The organism is Paraburkholderia sp. J67 (assembly GCF_905220265.1).
Lineage (GTDB): Bacteria > Pseudomonadota > Gammaproteobacteria > Burkholderiales > Burkholderiaceae > Paraburkholderia.
Genome location: NZ_CAJMZK010000035.1, coordinates 75,282 through 92,681, shown reverse-complemented (window position 1 = coordinate 92,681; position 17,400 = coordinate 75,282). Strand labels below are relative to the sequence as shown.

Annotated in this window: 13 protein-coding genes; 6 read left to right on the top strand and 7 right to left on the bottom strand. The window is 64.8% G+C overall.

Annotated elements, in window-relative coordinates; genetic code table 11:
• Both U5782_RS36870 and U5782_RS36865 read left to right on the top strand, forming a co-directional pair.
• The coding region (locus U5782_RS36870; RefSeq protein WP_415914477.1) for a beta strand repeat-containing protein at positions 1 to 1,360 on the top strand (1,360 nt) is incomplete at its 5' end.
• Positions 1,361 to 1,530: 170 nt separating this feature from the next.
• Positions 1,531 to 4,284 carry a methyltransferase domain-containing protein gene (locus U5782_RS36865; protein WP_322048781.1) on the top strand — a complete coding sequence of 918 codons (2,754 nt, stop codon included), beginning with the start codon at positions 1,531 to 1,533 and terminating at the stop codon, positions 4,282 to 4,284.
• Between the two features lie 159 nt (positions 4,285 to 4,443).
• Here the strand turns inward: U5782_RS36865 and U5782_RS36860 are convergent, their stop codons facing one another.
• The 4 genes from U5782_RS36860 to U5782_RS36845 all read right to left on the bottom strand — a co-directional run bounded on the left by U5782_RS36860 (position 4,444) and on the right by U5782_RS36845 (position 11,087).
• Positions 4,444 to 7,623, bottom strand: coding sequence for a glycosyltransferase (locus U5782_RS36860; RefSeq protein WP_322048780.1), 3,180 nt, complete (start codon positions 7,621 to 7,623; stop codon positions 4,444 to 4,446).
• 226 nt (positions 7,624 to 7,849) lie between these two features.
• Positions 7,850 to 8,149 carry a flagellar protein FliT gene (locus tag U5782_RS36855; RefSeq protein ID WP_322048779.1) on the bottom strand — a complete coding sequence of 100 codons (300 nt, stop codon included), beginning with the start codon at positions 8,147 to 8,149 and terminating at the stop codon, positions 7,850 to 7,852.
• 21 nt (positions 8,150 to 8,170) lie between these two features.
• The gene (fliD, locus tag U5782_RS36850; protein WP_322048778.1) at positions 8,171 to 9,745 is read right to left on the bottom strand and encodes a flagellar filament capping protein FliD; all 1,575 of its coding nucleotides are present in this window, start codon (positions 9,743 to 9,745) and stop codon (positions 8,171 to 8,173) included.
• A 142-nt stretch (positions 9,746 to 9,887) separates the two neighbouring features.
• On the bottom strand, positions 9,888 to 11,087 hold the full coding sequence (locus tag U5782_RS36845; protein WP_322048777.1) for a flagellin: 1,200 nt from the start codon (positions 11,085 to 11,087) through the stop codon (positions 9,888 to 9,890).
• 344 nt (positions 11,088 to 11,431) lie between these two features.
• Between U5782_RS36845 and U5782_RS36840 the strand changes: the two genes are divergently transcribed.
• Together U5782_RS36840 and rpsU are read left to right on the top strand one after the other, a co-directional pair.
• Positions 11,432 to 12,373: an aldo/keto reductase gene (locus tag U5782_RS36840; RefSeq protein WP_322048776.1), complete on the top strand. Its 942-nt coding sequence runs from the start codon at positions 11,432 to 11,434 to the stop codon at positions 12,371 to 12,373.
• 413 nt (positions 12,374 to 12,786) lie between these two features.
• Positions 12,787 to 12,999: a 30S ribosomal protein S21 gene (gene rpsU, locus U5782_RS36835; RefSeq protein ID WP_006401410.1), complete on the top strand. Its 213-nt coding sequence runs from the start codon at positions 12,787 to 12,789 to the stop codon at positions 12,997 to 12,999.
• 119 nt (positions 13,000 to 13,118) lie between these two features.
• On the opposite strand, the gene U5782_RS36830 is transcribed toward rpsU, so the two are convergent.
• Both U5782_RS36830 and U5782_RS36825 read right to left on the bottom strand, forming a co-directional pair.
• Positions 13,119 to 13,568, bottom strand: a complete 450-nt coding sequence (locus tag U5782_RS36830) for a hypothetical protein (protein WP_322048775.1) — start codon at positions 13,566 to 13,568, stop codon at positions 13,119 to 13,121.
• 295 nt (positions 13,569 to 13,863) lie between these two features.
• Positions 13,864 to 14,502, bottom strand: a complete 639-nt coding sequence (locus U5782_RS36825; RefSeq protein WP_322048774.1) for a DNA-3-methyladenine glycosylase I — start codon at positions 14,500 to 14,502, stop codon at positions 13,864 to 13,866.
• A gap of 199 nt (positions 14,503 to 14,701) precedes the next feature.
• Between U5782_RS36825 and U5782_RS36820 the strand changes: the two genes are divergently transcribed.
• Together U5782_RS36820 and U5782_RS36815 are read left to right on the top strand one after the other, a co-directional pair.
• The gene (locus U5782_RS36820; protein WP_322048773.1) at positions 14,702 to 15,592 is read left to right on the top strand and encodes a BadF/BadG/BcrA/BcrD ATPase family protein; all 891 of its coding nucleotides are present in this window, start codon (positions 14,702 to 14,704) and stop codon (positions 15,590 to 15,592) included.
• 92 nt (positions 15,593 to 15,684) lie between these two features.
• Entirely contained in the window at positions 15,685 to 16,509 is an 825-nt protein-coding gene (locus U5782_RS36815; protein WP_322048772.1) for a Cof-type HAD-IIB family hydrolase, read from the top strand.
• 15 nt (positions 16,510 to 16,524) lie between these two features.
• Here the strand turns inward: U5782_RS36815 and U5782_RS36810 are convergent, their stop codons facing one another.
• Entirely contained in the window at positions 16,525 to 17,259 is a 735-nt protein-coding gene (locus tag U5782_RS36810) for a histidine phosphatase family protein (protein ID WP_322048771.1), read from the bottom strand.
• Between the last annotated feature and the right edge of the window lie 141 nt (positions 17,260 to 17,400).

Here is a 17,400-nt window from a genome sequence, read left to right as displayed (position 1 = left end):
CCTCACGGGCACGTTGAGCTCGGCGCAGACGCAGGCGATCTCGACGGCGAACATCGCGGCACTGGGCACCGCTGTCGCGTCGCTCACGACGGCGTCGCTGTCGACCGCGCAGGTGGCGGCACTCTCGACGACGCAGATCGGATCGCTGACGGGTTCGCTCAGCACGGCGCAGACCCAGGCGATCTCGGCGGCGAACATCGCGGCGCTGGGTACGAGCGTCGGTTCGTTGACCACGGCCATGCTCACGACCACCCAGGTCGGCGCGCTCACGTCGGTCCAGGTGGGTTCGCTGACGTCGAACGCGGTGTCGCCGCTGTCGTCCACGCAAATCGGCGCGCTGAGCACCGCGGCGGTGGCGGGTCTCACGCTCTCGGGCCTGAATACCGCGCAATCGCAGGCGCTGACCACGAAGGACATCGCGGCGCTGGGCACGAGCGTCGGTTCGCTGACCACGGCGATGCTGAGCACGGCGCAGGTCGCGGCCATGTCCACGGCCCAGCTCGAAAGCCTCACGGGCACGCTGAGCTCGGCGCAGACGCAGGCGATCTCGACGGCGAACATCGCGGCGCTCGGCACCAACGTCGCTGCGCTGACGACGGCGTCGCTGTCGACCGCGCAAGTGGCGGCGCTGTCGACGACGCAGATCGAATCGCTGACGACCTCGCTGAGCACGGCGCAGACGCAGGCCATCTCGACGACGAACATCGTCGCGCTGGGCACCAACGTCGCCTCGCTGACCACGGCCATGCTGTCGACGTCGCAGGTCGCCGCGATGCAGTACACGCAGATCGAGGCGTTGAGCGGCATGACCACGGCGCAGACCCAGGCGCTTTCGACGAGCACGATCCAGCAGATGGGCACGGCAGTGGCGTCGCTCACGGTTGGCATGCTGTCGACCACTGAAGTTGCCGCGATGACGACGCTGCAGATCGAATCGCTCAGCAATCTCAGCACCGCGCAGACGCAGGCGATCTCGAGCACGACCATTCAGGCGCTCGGCACCAACGTGACGTCGCTCACGACCAGCATGTTGTCGACGAGCCAAGTCGCTGCGATGCAGTACTCGCAGGTCGCTCTGCTCGTGAACGGCTTCACGTCGAGCCAGATGGGCGCGCTGACGACGCTCCAGGCCCAGAACCTCTCGACGACCGAGCTGGCGACCGGTCTGTCGACCGGCCAGATCCAGGGGCTGACGGTGACGGATCTGAACTCGCTGACTAGCGATCAGGTGAGCAACCTGAACGCGGCGGCCCTGACGACGACGCAGATCGCCGGCTTGAACGGCACGCAGACGGGCTACCTGACGTCGGCTCAGGTCAGCTCGCTGAGCACCACGCAGTTCTCGTACCTCAATCTGTAAAACAGGGGCCCAAAAGGGCCTCAAAGCTCGGCGTTGCCTGGCGCATCGTGTCCGTATCATGAGAATGGACAAAATGTGCCGGGCGATGCGACTGGGCGAGTGGCGCGCCAGCCGTGCCGCTCGCCCATTTTTTTTGAACGGTTCTAACGGTTACTCCTGTCACGTGCGAAATGGCTAACGGCGAAATGGTGGTCGCAGCATTACTCGAACAGATCAACGGCGGTCAGGCCGCCGAGGCACTCCCGGAACTGGAGCGGCTGCTCGCGCTCCAGCCCGAAGATCTCGGGCTTCTCACGCTCAAGGCCGAAGCGCTGCGCCTGTGCGGCCGCACGCATGAAGCCATTGCCGCCTATCGTCACGCGGCGCAAAGAGGGGCCGGATCGCGCAACTGGCTGGTCGCCGGTACGCTGCTGGCCGGCGAGCGCGATACCGACGCGGCCCTCGCGTGCCTGGAACGCGCCCGTGCAGAAGCCCCCGACGACGACAACGTCCTCGATGCGCTGATCACCACGACCTTCAATGCGAACCGCTTCAAGGACGGCGTGGAAGCGGCGTACCGGCAGCTCGAAGTGAGCGTCAACCCGAGCTATCTGTCTCGCGCGGCGCTGTTTCTGCAAAACGTCGGCAAGTTCGACGACGCGGCGCGCGCATTCAGGAAAGTCCTCGATCTCGCGCCCGATGACGCGGCCATCGTCGGTTCCTCGCTGGTGGCGACGCGCTATACCTGCCAATGGGACACGATCGAGCCGCTGCAGCAGAAAATGCTCGCGTGGTACGCGCAGGGCAACTTCGCGAGCACCCAGGAATACCCGCTCACCAACCTCACCTGGTGCGCGGACGAAGCGATCAACCTGGCGGTCACCGAAGCCTATGTGGCACGCACCGTGCCGACGATCGACGAGCCGCCGCTGTGCTCGGCCCGCACCTCGCGCGCGCCCGGCGAGCGCCTGCGCGTGGGCTATCTATCGAGCGATTTTCGCAATCACGCGACCATGCACCTGATGGCGGGCCTGCTCGAAGCGCACGATCGCGCGCGCTTCGAGATCTTCGCGTATGACTACACGGCCCCTGACGTCTCCGACTATCGCCAGCGCTTTCTCGATTCGGTCGAGCATCATGTGGAGATCCACACGCTGACCGACCGTCAGGCGGCTGCGCGCATCGCCGAGGACGACCTCGACATTCTCTTCGACCTGAAGCTGTACACCGGGGGCGGGCGCTCCGGCGTCATGGCGTATCGGCCGGCGCGCCTGCAAGCCGCGTACATCGGCTTTCCCGGTAGCGCGGGTAGTCCTCATATCGACTACATCGTCTCCGACCGTTTCGTCACCCCCGATTCGAGCGCGCCTTACTATCCCGAGAAGTTCTGCCGTCTTCCGCACAGCTATCAGTGCAATGACCGCAAGCGGCTGACGCCTCCCAGTCCGGGGCCGCGCGCTGCCTACGGGTTGCCTGAGGACAAGATCGTCTTCGGTGCTTTCAATCAGTCGTACAAGATCGATCGCGGCAGCTTCGAGCTGTGGATGCGCGTGCTCGCGGCCGTGCCGGACGCCGTGCTCTGGCTACTCGGTCAAAGCACCGCGCAGATGGCGAACCTCGCGCAACACGCCGAGCGTATGGGCGTCGATCCGGCACGCGTGATCTTCGCGCCGTTCGCCGACCCGCACGATCACCTGACGCGCCTGCAAGTCGTGGATGCCGTGCTCGACACGCTCATCTGCAACGGACACACGACGACCTCCGATGCGCTGTGGGCTGGCGTGCCCGTGATCACGGCGCGTGGCCAGCATTTTTCGTCGCGTGTGAGCGAGAGTCTGCTCAACGCGCTGGGCGTGCCCGAACTCGTGGGCCAGGATCGCGACGACATGGTTCGCATTGCCAGGCACATCGCGACCGACGCGACCTATCGCGCCGCGCTGCGCGCGAAGGTCGAAGGCAACCGCTTGACCGAACCGCTGTTCGATACGCTCCGCTTTACGCGCAACTTCGAACGCGGCATCGAAGCGATGGTGCAGAAGCAACGCGAAGGCGGCGCGCTCGACCATCTCGACGTGACGGATTGCGGTCCCGTTTGCGCGAGCGAAGCCGCCGTGGAGCCCGCGAAGAGCACCGCGCTGCGCACGCTCTACGGCGCCTGTCCGCTCTGCCAGAGCGTGAGCACGACACTCGGGGCGATCGACTGCCGGCCGCTGCGCGTGTGGCGCGCGCCGCTGCCGACCGAGTTCACGTGGATGCAGTGCACGTCGCCCGCGTGCCGGCACGTGCACGCGCGCTATCACTGGACCGACGCTGGGCGCGCGCTGTTGGGCGCGGGCGCCGCCGCGGACCAGCCGGGCGGCGAGGTGATCGACCCAGCAAAATGGGTCCCCGTGGTCGACAAGGTGGTGGCGCTGCTGGGCGGCTACGGCGCGGCGATCACGCGCCGGGATGGGCCGGTCTACTGGGTGGACGTGGGATGCGGCGCGGGTGGGCTGGTCATGACGGCTGCGGATTATGGCTATACGGCCGTTGGCCTCGATACGAACGCCGATACCGTCAACCGCATGCGCCAGTACGGTCTGATGGCGATGCAGCACGACTTCACGAACCTGCAGATCGAGATCGTGGTCGACGTGCTGACCATGATGGACGTCCTGCCGCAGATGACCGACCCGCGTGCCGCGCTGCGCAAGGCCTACGACGTATTGCGGCCGGGCGGCGTGCTGGTCGTGAGCGCACCGCAGTTCAATTCCGCGGTCTGGAAACTGCTGGAAAGCGGCAAGGCCAATCCCTTCTGGCAGGAAATCGCCAACAGCCATCTGTTCAGTCGCGAGACGCTGGTGCGCGTGCTTGGAGAGTGCGGATTCGAGGTGGCTGACTTCCGCAAGTCGCCCTCACAGCCGGCGCTGATGGAGCTGTATGCCATCAAGCCGTGCGCGGCCTGAGCGAGTCGTTTGATGGCGCGTCGTGGGTTTCACGACGCGCCCAGGGCGCCAGCTGTCGGGCCGTGCTGAGGCTGGAGCGGGCTGATCGGGCGTGAGGCGTTCGATTCAGCGGTTCACTGAAGCATCAGTGAACCCTGGCGAACGACCCACGCCTTCACATCAAAACATGCTTGCCGGAATGCTGAACCCACAGATAGCGTGCAGGAACGCTGCCCGCTTTTCTTTCTGCTCAGGGCTGGGTGCCGGACGGCGGCGGTACACGTAGAGATAATCGAGCGCGGCATTCATGTCGGTGGCCGCGCGGGACGTGCTGCGCCGGTCGCTCGGACCTTCCGGTACCTGATGCACGCGCGGCCCGAGCACGGGGACATGTTTGGGCATCTGCCGCTCAAACACCGCGAGCAGGAATTCCCAGTCCTCGTACGCACGCATGTACGTATCGAAACGGATGTCCTTCAGCAGCCTGGTCGGAAAGGCATAGCACGAGAAGGGCAGCTGGTTCTTCGTGAAAACGTCCGCGGTCAGGCGCGCGCTCATGTCGAGCGTGTGCTCGCTCAGTGTCTCGGTATGCGGATAGCGTCGCTCCTGCACGATCGAACCGTCGAAGTACACGAGGTTTTCCTGTTGCACCAGTGCATGGGCGTACAGCTTTTCGAACAAGCCTGGGTGGAAGGTGTCGTCGTCGTCGAGGAACAAAACGTATTTGCCCTTAACGTGATCGAGCGCGAGATTGCGGCTTTCCGACGGACCTGGCTTGCCTTCGCGCCGCAAGTACGAATCTGCCTCACCGAGCATCTCGAGGCACACGGCGTCCGTCGCGGGATCGTCGGTGTCGGCGATCACCAGAATTTCGAACGGGATGCCGCCTTGCTGCGAATTGACCGATTCCAGCGCGCGGCGCAGTAGCGTCGCGCGATTATGCGTCGGGATCACGATGGAGAAAAACGGTGCGCCATCCATATTGCGCACTGCCAGGGGATCGCTGGCCGCCTGGCTCGCGCTTTGCGCCAGCACTTCGAAATGCTCGGGCTCGAGCCCGTCGCACCAGCGTTGCCACATGATGCGGAAAGCGCGCGAGGCGGCATTGGCAATGCCGCTCGCGTCGATCAGTGCGGACTGCCGGCAGTGCCCGCGCAACTCGCGCCGTACCGCGGCGAGCGCCTCGGGGTCGGCGGCCAGCGCGGCGCACTTATGTACGAAATCGTCCTTGTCCTGCGCGACGAAGGCGGCGTCGAGGCCAAGATGCGAGAGCCATCCCGTGCTGCTGCGGCTCGCCATCGAATCGCCGGGGAGCGTCATGGTGGGCACGCCCATCCACAGCGCCTGCATGGTCGTGGTCGAATTGCCGAACGGGAAGGTGTCGAGGCAAACGTCGATCAGGTTGTGCTGCTGCAGGTAGACCGTGACATTCGCGCGGCCCAGAAAGCTGATGCGACTGATGTCGGTGCCTTCTTTCACGAACATCTCGGTCAGCTTGATCATCTGGTCTTTTGCCGCGATCGCGCCAATGAGCATGCGCGAATTCGGCACTTCGCGCAGCACGCGCGCCCAGAGGCCCACGACTTCCTGGCTGATCTTGACGATCCGGCTGAAACTGCCGAACGTCAGGTAGCCGTTCTTCAGCGCGGGCAGTTCATTGACGGCCGGCGACTGCGGGTGTGGTTTGAAAGGCGCGAGCGCCGGCAGGAACACGAGCTTTTCGGAGAAGCGACTCTCGAACTGCTCCAGCGGCGTGACGAAACGATCCGACAGGTAGTAGCCCATGGCATCCAGACCCGTCGTGGCTGGATTGCCGATCCAGCTCGCCTGCACCGGCGCGGGCCGTTGCGCGAAGACGAGGAGCCGGTTGCGGCCGGTATGGCCGGACAGGTCGATGAGAATGTCGATGCCGTCGTCGCGAATCTTCTGCGTGACCACATCATTCGTCATGCCGAAGATCTCGGTCCAGGTGTGCGCGTGCTGGCGAATCTGGCTGGTGAAGGCGTCGGTGATCGCGTAGTTCGAGTAGATGTGCAGCGACAGGCTGGTGTCGCGCACCAGATGCTCCAGCACCGACAGGAAGAAGTACGCAACCGGGTGATTGATCAAATCGCCCGAGACGAAACCCACTTTCAGACGCCGGGCCGGATCGCGGTCATTGGTGTGGCGAGGGCGGCGATCGCGCAGGGCGGCTTCGTGACGCGTCGCAAACTCGCGGAATTCCGCGAACGCGCTGGCCGCGTCGAGGCCTGGCTTGTGCATCAGGTAAAAGAGCAGGTTGCTGTGCGTCGTCGACTGCATGGGCATCAGTTCGAGCGCACGGCGAAACGCGGCTTCGGCCTCCTCGTACAGTCCATGCCGGCCTAACGCCGTCGCCAGCGCGTCGAACTCGACGGCGCTGTTTGGCGCCAGTTCCACGGCGCGGTGCATATGGACGAATCCTTCGTCGGGGCTGCTCAATTCCAGCAGGGCCGAGCCCAGATTGCGATGCAAAGCGGCACTTTCGGGGTAGCGCTCGAGTGCCTGGAGGCAATGTTCCTTGGCCCGCTGATGCTGACGCGTGACGATCAGCCGGTCGGCCAGTACAGTCTGTGCGCCGATGTGGTTCGGCAGCAGGCGGGCGGCCTGCTCGGCTGCCTCGACGGCCTCGGAGTAGTGGCCCGTTGCCTGCAGCACTCGCCCGAGTTCGATCCAGCATTCGCCGTGCGACGGATAGTGCTGCGTAAGGCGACGCGCGACCTTCAGTGCCGCCTCGAGCTTCCCGCTGTTGAAGAGGTGTTGGTACTGACGTTGTTCCTTGGCGCTTGCCCGGCGGGTATCGAGTTTCAGGCGTTGGTCCGCCTCGGGGGCCTCGGGAGCGGGTGCGTCGTCACCGCTCGCCTTTGCGGGTGGCGCGGGCTCGGGCGCGGGGGCCACCTCGGGCTCTGCCACGGCCGGGGACGGCTCCTCTTCGCCGTTAATGCGCGCTTGCAGCGTGCGAACCGCATCCTCGGGCAAGCCCTGCTGACGCGCAACTTCCAGCGCGGCGCGCGCGGCTTCGGGCTGCTGGCTCGCGACGAGGGCGCTGATGTAGTAGACCCAGACCTGACCGTTCTTCGGCGTGTGGCCGAGCACCACCTCGAGATGCGGTACAGCCTCGGCGGGCTGGTCCGTCTGGAGGCGCAGCACGGCGAGGTGATAGTTGGCGTCGATGTGATCGCTCACCGCGGCGAGAACCGCGCTGTATAGCGCAGCGGCCTCATCGTATTCCTGCTTGCGATGATGCTCGATCGCCGTGTGCATGACGAGCTCGATATCGTGCTTCGCAGGCACTTGAGGGGCCGACGCGATGGCTTCGGTTGGAGTGGAAAAAGCGGTCATGACGAAAGCGTGCTTGCGCCGCAGGATAGCCGGAGTAGCGCAATTATCGCGGGCGGCCCTTGTGCACGAAGCGTCGAGTTGATGCCAAAACGGCCGCCAATTCGAGAGGAAGCCGTACGGGGCCCAGGCGCGGCTTGTCGAGGGCCGCCCGGCGGCCGCAGAAAGCAAAAAGCCCGCACGAAGGCGGGCTAAGCGTTGCTAGTGGCTCGCAGCGCGAGCCTCGTCCTTAGAACTGCGCGACGCGCTGGTATTGGCTCACATTGCGCGTGGCGCGCATGCTGGCCTGGTATTCCGCGCCCAGGTCGCGCTGGGCGACTTGCGCGGCCTGGCTGATGCGGCCGTCGATCGCCTGAATTTCCCTGATCTGGGCGAGTGCCGCGGGCGTCTGCTGCGCGCCGAGCGACATCAAGAGCGGCGAGCGCGCATCCGCGAGCTGCGCCGCCTGCTGCCATTCGCCCACGGCCGCTGCCTGCTCGATGGCCTTGGTGAATTGCCAGATGCGTTCGATACGGTTCTGTGCGTCCATGGCTCGCGCCCCCAAATTCCGTTAGCTGCTCTTGTTGGTCGCCATTGCGCCCGCGCTGTTGGTGCCGCCGAACAGCTGGGTCAGGTACTGCTGGTTGTTGTTCATCGTCGCCATCAGCGTATTGAGCGCCGTGAACTGCGCAGTGTACATGCTGGTGAGCTGCGTCTGATAGTCCGTCAGGTTGGTCTGCTGAGTCGTCAGGTTCGTCAGATCGGTATTGAGCGCGTTGGTACGCGTCGCGATCACGCCGCTGGTCGACAGATAGTTGGTGATGTTCGAGTTCAACTGCTCGGCCACGCCGTTGGTCGAGTTGAACAGCGACGCAATCGTGGACTGGTTGTTCTGTAGCGCGGTGTTGAGCGTGTCGCTATCGATCGCCAGCGTGCCGTCGGCTTGCAGCGTGACGCCGATCGATGCGAGACCGGTGCTCGTGTTGCCGTTCTTCACACCGCTCGCGACGATTGTCGCGAGCTGGTTCTGGATCATGTTCAGCGTCGAGTCGCCGAGCAGCACGCCCTGCGATGACGAGGTCGCACTGTACGAGGTCAGCGTGCCCATCGTCGTGACGAGCGTGTTGTACAGCGTGACGAAGTTGTTGATCGCGTTCGATTGCGCGCTCGTGTTTTGCGCGATCGTGAGCGTCTGGGGCGAGCTGCCCGTCGTGTCGACCGACGCCGCCGAGAGGCTCAACGTCACGCCCGAGAGCGCCGACGTCACGGTGTTGGTCGCGCTGGTCACGCCCGTGCCGTCGATCGTGAAGTACGCGTCTTGCGCCGCCGTCGACTGGGTCCACGCCGTCGAGCCGCTGATGGTCGACTGATTGGCCTGGAGAGCGGTCGAGTCCGCGCTGGCATTGCCGGTGAGCGTGGTGCCGGAGGTCGTGGTCACGGCCAGGTCGTTCAGGGCATCCGCCGAGTTCGAGTCGCTGATCGCGACGCTGATGCCGTTCGTGGAGCCGGTCGACGTGGAGTGCAGCACCAGGTGGGCGCCGTCCGCGCCGTTGACGACCGACGCCGTCACACCGGGGTTATTGCTCGCGCTGTTGATGGCCGCTGCAATGCCGGAAATCGTGCTGTTCGAGCTGTTCAGCGAGATTGTGGTGCTTGCGCCATTGACGCTGAGCGTCATTGTCGCAGAGCCGCTCGCGAGTGCCTGGGTGGCCGTGTAGCCCTTCGACGTGAGCACCTGCGCCTTCGCCACCTGAGCGACGTCGAGCGAATAGGTGCCTGCCACTGCACCGCTGGCGGCGGTCGCCGTGATGCCAGTGCCGCTCGTGGTCGCCGAGAATGCGTTGACCGTCGTGCCGTCGGAGAGTGTGCCAAGGCTAGCCTGCAGCGCCGAGAGTGCGGCGGAAAGCGTGCCGTAGGCGGAAATCTGGGTGTTGTCGTTCGCTTGCTGGCCCGCGATCGTTGCGGCCGAGCCGGCAATCTTCGCGTTGACGAGCGCAGTCACGAGCGAGTTCACGTCCATCGACGAGTTGCCGGTCGCACCGCTGATGATCGACTGAGCGGCTTCCTGCAGCGCGGTGTTGGTAGCCGCGGTGGTGGAGGCGACAGTGCTCGCGATTGTGCTGGCGGTCGAATTTACGGTGGACATGGACAGGCTCCGTGCTTGGGCGATGCCGTGTGAATCGGTTCAGGACTGGAAAACACCAATCGGGAGGCGAGCCTCCCGATCGGATTGCACCGCGCGCATCGGTTAAAGCGGCCGGGCGCGCGACGCGTGCTGCGAGAGCTCGTTACTGCAGGAGCTTCAGGATCTGCTGCGGTTGCGAGTTCGCTTGTGCGAGCACCGAGATACCGGCTTGCTGGAGCACCTGCGCCTTGCTCATGTTCGCCGTTTCCTGCGCGAAGTCGGCGTCCTGGATCGACGATTGTGCGCTCGACAGGTCGGTCGACTGAGCCTGCTGCGTCGTGCCGATTGCCGTGAAGCGGTTTTGCGCCGCGCCAAGCGTTGCCTGCAGGTTGTTCAGCGTGTTCAGCGCGTTGTCGATCGATTCCATCGCCATCGAAGCGCCGCTTGCCGAGCTGATGTCGATGTTCGCGACCGTCGACACCGAGTTGAGACCGTCGATCTGTGCGCCGACTGCAACTTCCGCGTCCGAGGTGAAGCCGGTGCTCGAGCTTGCGCCCGACATGGCTGCGTCGATGTCGGAAGCGAAGTTTGCGCCTGCGCTAGCAGCTGCTGCGGAGGTGATGACTGCGTCGCCGTTTGCGTCCGAGGTGATCGTGACGTCGGTGAATGCGCCCGAGATGTCCGCAGCCTTCAGTGCCTGGTTGTTCTGGTCCGTCAGCGTGTAACCGCCGCTGCCGTCAGCGATCACGTTGATCGACGTGATTGCTGCGCCCGACGACGTGTATGCGCCAGCCGAATCCAGCGACAGGTTCGTGAACGAACCGAGCGTGTTGCCAGCTTGCGGAACGCCCGAGCCGATCGTTGCTGCCGACATGTTTTGCGACAGGTTCAGGCTGATCGTCTGACCGACGTTCGCGCCGACCTGGAACGACACCGTGCCGAGCGTGCCGTTCAGCACGTTCATGCCGTTGTACGTCGTCTGCGAAGCGATACGGTTGATTTCCGAAACTTGCTGCGAGACTTCCTGTTGCAGTGCTGCACGGTCGGTGTCGGTCATCGAGCCGTTGGTCGCTTGCGTTGCCAGCGAACGGATACGTTGCAGGCTGCTGGTCAGCGACGACAGGCCGCTCGACGCCGTTTGCACCATCGACACGCCGTCGTTCGAGTTCGAGACACCTTGATTCAGACCGTTGATCTGGGTCTGCATGATGTTCGAGATCGCCAGACCTGCTGCATCGTCAGCTGCGCTGTTGATGCGCTTACCCGACGACAGACGGGTGATAGCTTGCGACAGTGCGCTGCCCGAGCTCGTCAGGTTTTGTTGCGCGACGAGCGAGTTGATGTTGCTGTTAATTCCGAGCATGGAAATTCTCCTAGTCGGGCTCTTAGCCCGTTACAAGCCACAATGACTTCGGCGGAAGCCTTGGTTCATTGCTGGCCGCCTCAGTGAAGGTTGACGGCGTGGGTACAAAAAACTTGAGGGAGTCGTACAAACAATCGAGACCTCATTTGCGCTGCGCATGAAATCTTGCTGCGCGTCGCAGGCCTCCTGCGTGCTCCCCGGGTGCTGCGCAATTCTTCCCGCGTGCAAGTTTGTTTACGGCAGGACTTGCGCGCGGTTTAGCGCAATCTCGCCTGGTCGCTGCAACGGTGCGCAAGGCGGCGTATCCTCGAAGGTTTCTGCTCTCGCCCTACTTTGGAGACATCATGGAACTACGCAGGATCGGCACTTCCTCCTTGCAGGTCGCTCCGCTCATGTTCGGCGGCAACGTATTCGGCTGGACCGCCGACGAAGCCACCTCGTTCTCGATCCTCGACGCCTTTGTCGACGCCGGGCTGAATTTCATCGACACGGCCGACGTCTATTCCGCCTGGGTGCCGGGCAACCAGGGCGGAGAATCGGAGACGATCATCGGCAAGTGGCTTGCGAAGACCGGTAAGCGCGACAAGGTCGTGATCGCGACCAAGGTGGCGAAGAGCGTGCATCGGCCGGGGCTGTCGGCGGCCAATATCGCCGCCGCCGTGGAAGATTCGCTGCGCCGCCTGCAAACCGATTACCTCGATGTCTACTTTTCGCACGAGGACGATCACAAGGTGCCGCTCGAAGAGACGCTCGGCGCGTACCAGAAGCTGATCGAGGCGGGCAAGGTGCGGGTGGTGGGCGCGTCGAACTACACGGGCGCGCGTACCGAGGAGGCCCTGGCGCTGGCGCACAAGGCCGGTCTGCCCGCGTATCAGATCGTTCAGCCCGAATACAACCTGTACGATCGCGCCGGCTACGAGGCCGATATCGAGCCCGTGGCGCTCGCGCAGAAAATTGCGGTCGTGCCCTATTACAGCCTGGCGAGCGGTTTCCTGTCGGGCAAATATCGCTCGCGCGAGGATCTCGCGAAGAGCGCGCGCGGCTCGCGCGTCGAGAAGTACCTGGACCATCGCGGCATCCGCATTCTGGCGGCGCTCGACTTCGTGGCGCAGCGCCACGACAGCACGCTGGCGGCGGTGGCGCTCGCGTGGCTGATCGCGCGGCCCAGCATCACGGCGCCGATCGCGAGCGCGACCTCGCTCGAACAGCTCGGCAGCCTCGCCGCGGCGGTGCGCCTGAAGCTCGATCCCGCCGATATTCAGGCGCTCAACGACGCAAGCGCCTGATAAGGGGCGGATCACTGGAGAGGGGCGGACGGCGTCAGGCGACGCTAACCCAGGACTCCTGAAGGTGCGTGGCGAGCCCGCGGGCGCCGCTCGCCACGCAAGTGTCTGAAGTCACACGAGAAACCCCTGGTCGGCCAGAACTTTTGCTGATATCATTGAGAGTGAATTGAGATCTCTGCCTGTTTTGTTGCCGTGTTCGTTACTGTTGGCGGCCGCAAACCGGCGGTCAGGCGTGTTGCAGCAAGGTGGCCTGACCGCGTTCCGCTGTGAACCCCCTACTTCTCTTTTCCGGCCTCCGTGGCCGCCTTGCCTCTCGTTACACCCCCAAGTGGTGAACGACCGGAGGGCCGGTGCGTGAGCGTTTTTTGCGTTCACGCCTTTGTACCGTATCAAGTGATTGAGTTAGGACATACATGACGACGATTCTCCTGAAAGAAAACGAGCCGTTCGAAGTGGCAATCCGCCGCTTCCGCCGCGCAATCGAAAAGAACGGCCTGATCGCAGAACTGCGTGAGCGCCAATCGTACGAAAAGCCGACGGCTGTTCGTAAGCGCAAGAAGGCTGCTGCAGTCAAGCGTCTGCACAAGCGTCTGCGTAGCCAGATGCTGCCGAAGAAGCTCCACTAAGAGCCCTTCAGCTTCCGCCAGACGGCGGCGCATGCTTCGTAAGAAGCTGCGCCGCCGTTTGCATTTGCGGGTCCGGTTTTCGGATTTGACGGGATGGACGGATATTGGGTCAGATGCGTTCAGGCGGCATCCAGCAGGCGCTGCGGCGAAAGCCTGAACTGCACGGAGATCGAAAGCAGGCGCTCGCGCCATTCCCACACGCCGAACACGTCGTGGACGTTCTGCAGGCAGCTCAGCAGATTGACGGTGTTGGCGTCGTAGATGTTGACGTGGGCGCGCAGCAACGCCTTGCGCAGCGCGGCGACGCCCACATCCATATACGCGGGCACATCGCCCGCGTCGCGCGCGATGTAGCGCACCGGAATGCCTTCCATCGCGCTCATGTAGTCGCGCGGGCGGATAAAACTGCCGACCGGGCAGCCGCCATAGTTATGCAGGCCGCCGCCGCTATAGCCGCCGCGATAGGCGCCGCCGCCGCATGGCAGAAGCGCCGCGCTTCCCTGCCCGAAGAGATGCGTCACGGCGCGGTCGAAGATTTCCTGATGAGTCAGGAAGTGCACGTTTTTCATGTCAGCCCCCTGCGCGTAGCACAGCGGTAAGGTCTCCCCGGACACGCCGCCGCACGCCCTCCGGCGCGCGTCCCCGTCGTGCGTTTCGTGACGCCGATTGGCCCCGAACGCATCCGTTGTCAGTTATAACGGCGCGCCACAGGAAAACCGTTGGCCTGCGCACCCTGGCGGCCAGAAAGTGTGGTGCTTGCGGAGGGGCGCGCGCGAGCCGGGCAGCACGCCATGCCTTGCTGCACAAGGCGCCGTGGCACATATAAGCGCGCGCTTGGGACTTTCCCGAGCCGCGAGTCCCGTATCAGGCGCTCTCGGTCGTGCTCGCGCCGGTCCTGGTGGCCGCCGCCTTTTTGCTGGCCTTCGTTTTCGCGCCGCCGAGCGCGGCGCAGGTCTTGCGGCAGACGCAGGCGCGCTCGTGGTCGTTGACCATGCCCACCGCCTGCATGAACGCATAACAGATCGTGGTGCCGACGAACTTGCAGCCGTACTTCTTGAGCGCCTTGCTGAGCGCATCCGATACATCGGTGGAAGTGGGCGCGTCGCGGTACGTGGTCAGGTCGTTTTGCAGCGGCGTATCGTTGACGAAGGACCAGATGAACGCGGCGAGCGAGCCGTGTTCCGCCTGGATTTGCTGCACGGCGCGCGCGTTGAGAATCGCGGATTCGATCTTGGCGCGGTTGCGCACGATCGAGGCGTCCAGCACCAACGCTTCGACGTGCTTTGGCGTGAAGCGCGCGACCTTGGCGACGTCGAAATTCGCAAAGGCGCGCCGATAACCCTCACGTTTATTGAGAATCGTCGACCACGACAGGCCGGCCTGAGCGCCTTCGAGCACGAGCATTTCATAGAGATGCCGGTCGTCGCGCGACGGCACGCCCCATTCTTCGTCGTGGTATTGCGTGAGGGCTTCGCTCGTTGCCCAGCTGCATCGGTGTGTCACGGTACGTTCTCCTTGCGATGGCGCGGCCGGTGCGGGCGCGGCTGGCGCGCAGGCGGTCGAGCCTCGCAAGAATAACGGATCGCCCGTGTGCCGCCACCTGGCCATCCGGCCAATTGTGCGAACGGCGTCAAGCCGTTAGTCTCTGCGGCACGGTTCGATCTTCAACCCCATTTCAACGATTCTCACAGTCCCTCAAATCATGCAGACATATTCCTGGTTGATCGGCGTCGACGGCGGCGGCACGGGCACGCGCGTCGCGCTCGGCGACGCCCACGGCAAGGAGCTCGCGCGGGCGGCCGCGGGTCCGTCGGGGCTGGGGCTTGGCATCGATCGCGCGTGGCGGTCGATCGAGGAAGGCGCGCGCGCTGCGTTCGCGCAGGCAGGCCTCGCGTTCGACTGGTCGCAATGCGTGCTCGGCTGCGGGCTCGCAGGCGTGAACAATCCTGACTGGCTTGCGGCGTTTCGCGCTAGCGCGCCGCCTGTCGCCGGGCTGGCGGTCGAGAGCGACGCCTATACGACGCTGCTCGGCGCGCATGGCGGGGAGCCGGGCGTGGTGGTGGCGCTTGGCACGGGCAGCATTGCGGCCGCGCTCGATGCGGCAGGCGCGTGCCATATCGCAGGCGGCTTCGGCTTTCCCTCCGGCGACGAGGCGAGCGGCGCGTGGTTCGGTCTGCGCGCGATCGTCTGGGCGCAGCAGTCGCTCGATGGGCGCGTGGCGCCCGACGCGCTGTCGCGGGATCTGCTCACGCACACGGGCGCGAGCGATCGCGACAGTCTGATCGTCTGGCTATGCGCGGCCAACCAGACCGCTTATGCGAGCCTCGCGCCCGTGGTGCTCGCGCATCGCGAGCATCCGTTCGTGGCGAAACTGCTTGCCGAGGCCGGCGAAGCGGTCGCACGCATGATCGCGGCGCTCGATCCTGCTGCCGCATTGCCGGTGGCGCTCGCGGGCGGCCTCGGTCAGCCGCTGCGCGAATGGGTCCCGCAAGCTATGCGCGAGCGCCTGCGCGCGCCGCTAGCGGATTCGGCCAGCGGTGCCCTGCGGCTCGCGCGGCGTGAAGGCGAGCGCGTAAGTGGCACATCGAGCTGACAGGAGGCGCTCGCGGGCAAGTCAATCCCAAAAACGCGCCGAACTCATCGGATGCTAGGATTGACGGTTTCCCCCTGGTTGCCCGAATTGCCATGTACAAGGTCATCGCCACCGATCTCGACGGAACGCTGCTCAACGCCGATCATCAGCTGGACCCGTTCACGGTCGCCACGCTCAACAAGCTCGACGCGCAGGGCCTGAAGTTCGTCATCGCGACCGGTCGCCACTACAGCGACGTGGCCGGCATTCGCGACGTGCTCGGCATTCCGGCTTATCTCATCACGTCGAACGGTGCCCGCGTGCACGGCCCGGACGATGCGCTGATTCACGCGAGCAACCTGCCCGAGCCGATGGTGCGCCGCCTCGTCGCGCCGGATACGGTGGGTGCGCATGGCCGCGTGATCGTGAGTCTCTATACGGACACGGAGTGGTTCATCGACCGCGACGCACCCGAACTGCTCGCGTTCCATCAGGATTCGGGCTTCACCTATCGCGTAACGGAAGATCTGGGCGCGCTCGGTGGCGCGGGCATCGCCAAGGCGCTCTATATCGGCGATCCGGCCGATCTCGCGCACGTCGAATCGAACCTCACGCGCGAGTTCGGCGACGCGCTGTACATCACCTATTCGCTGCCCGACTGCCTGGAAGTCATGGTCGCGGGCGTGTCGAAGGGCCGCGCGCTGCGCGTCGTGCTGGATCGGCTCAACGTCGATACCACGCGCTGCGTGGCGTTTGGCGACAACATGAACGACATCGATCTGCTCGAAACGGCCGGCCATCCGTTCATGATGAACAACGCCAATCCGCTGCTGATGGAGCGCCTGCCCTCGGTGCCGCGCATCGGCAATAACTTCGAGGCGGGGGTTGCGCATCATCTGCGCAAGCTGTTCGCGATCGACGACGAGCTGGCGGGCTAAGCCGCCACGCCGTCCTTATTGCGCCGGCGTCGGTGCGGGCGTCTGCGTTGGCGGCTGCTGCGCGGGCAACCCCGCGCACGGGCATTCGTCGCTCACGCCGTCGAGATCCTCGCGATCGTGGCTAAAGCGCACGCGCGGCGCGCCGCTGCTCCAGTCGACGCGCACCACGTAGATGCTGTCGAAATCGGCGCTCTTCCAGTTCGGCACTTCCGCTGCCGTGCCGCCATGCTCGGCCACGATCTTGCGCACCAGCGTTTCGATCTCGCGATGCTCCCAGCCGATCAGCACCGTGCGGTTGCGCCACGTCGGAGCGAGCAGCGTCTTCTCCAGCGCGTTCGTATGGGAGTGGCCATACGGCGTCTGGATCGGTAGTCCGAACTGAATTGCCGTGGGTTCGACGGTCGCGAGCGGGCGCACGTAGTAGTAAGCGTGGCCGCGGTCGTCTTTCTGCTCGCCGGGGTCCGGCGCGTAGACCGCGTCGGGCTTGCCATACTTCGCTGCGATCACGGCGGGCAGTGCGAGCGCCCGGTTCAAGCCTTTGCAGTTGAGCTGGCCGAGTCCTTCGGCGGGCTTCTCGCCATGACGCACGAAGATCAAGGTCGCGACGTCCGTGGCGCTCGCTGCGGCTGGCGTGCTTGCCGCGTGGGCGACATTCACGGTCGCGCCGGCCAGGAGCCCGCCCGTCGCGGCAAGCCATTGCGCCGCGATCAGCACGGTGAGGCGGCCCAGCGAATGTCGTGAATGCTTCATGCCGTGCGCCTTGTGGGAAAGAGGGAAGGTGGGCCGATTCTAGCAGCGACACTGCGATGACCCAGGCGAAGCCAGCGCCCGCCTGCTGCGCGCTGGCGCGAGCGCGAGCAAATGAAAAACGGGCGCCGAAGCGCCCGTCTC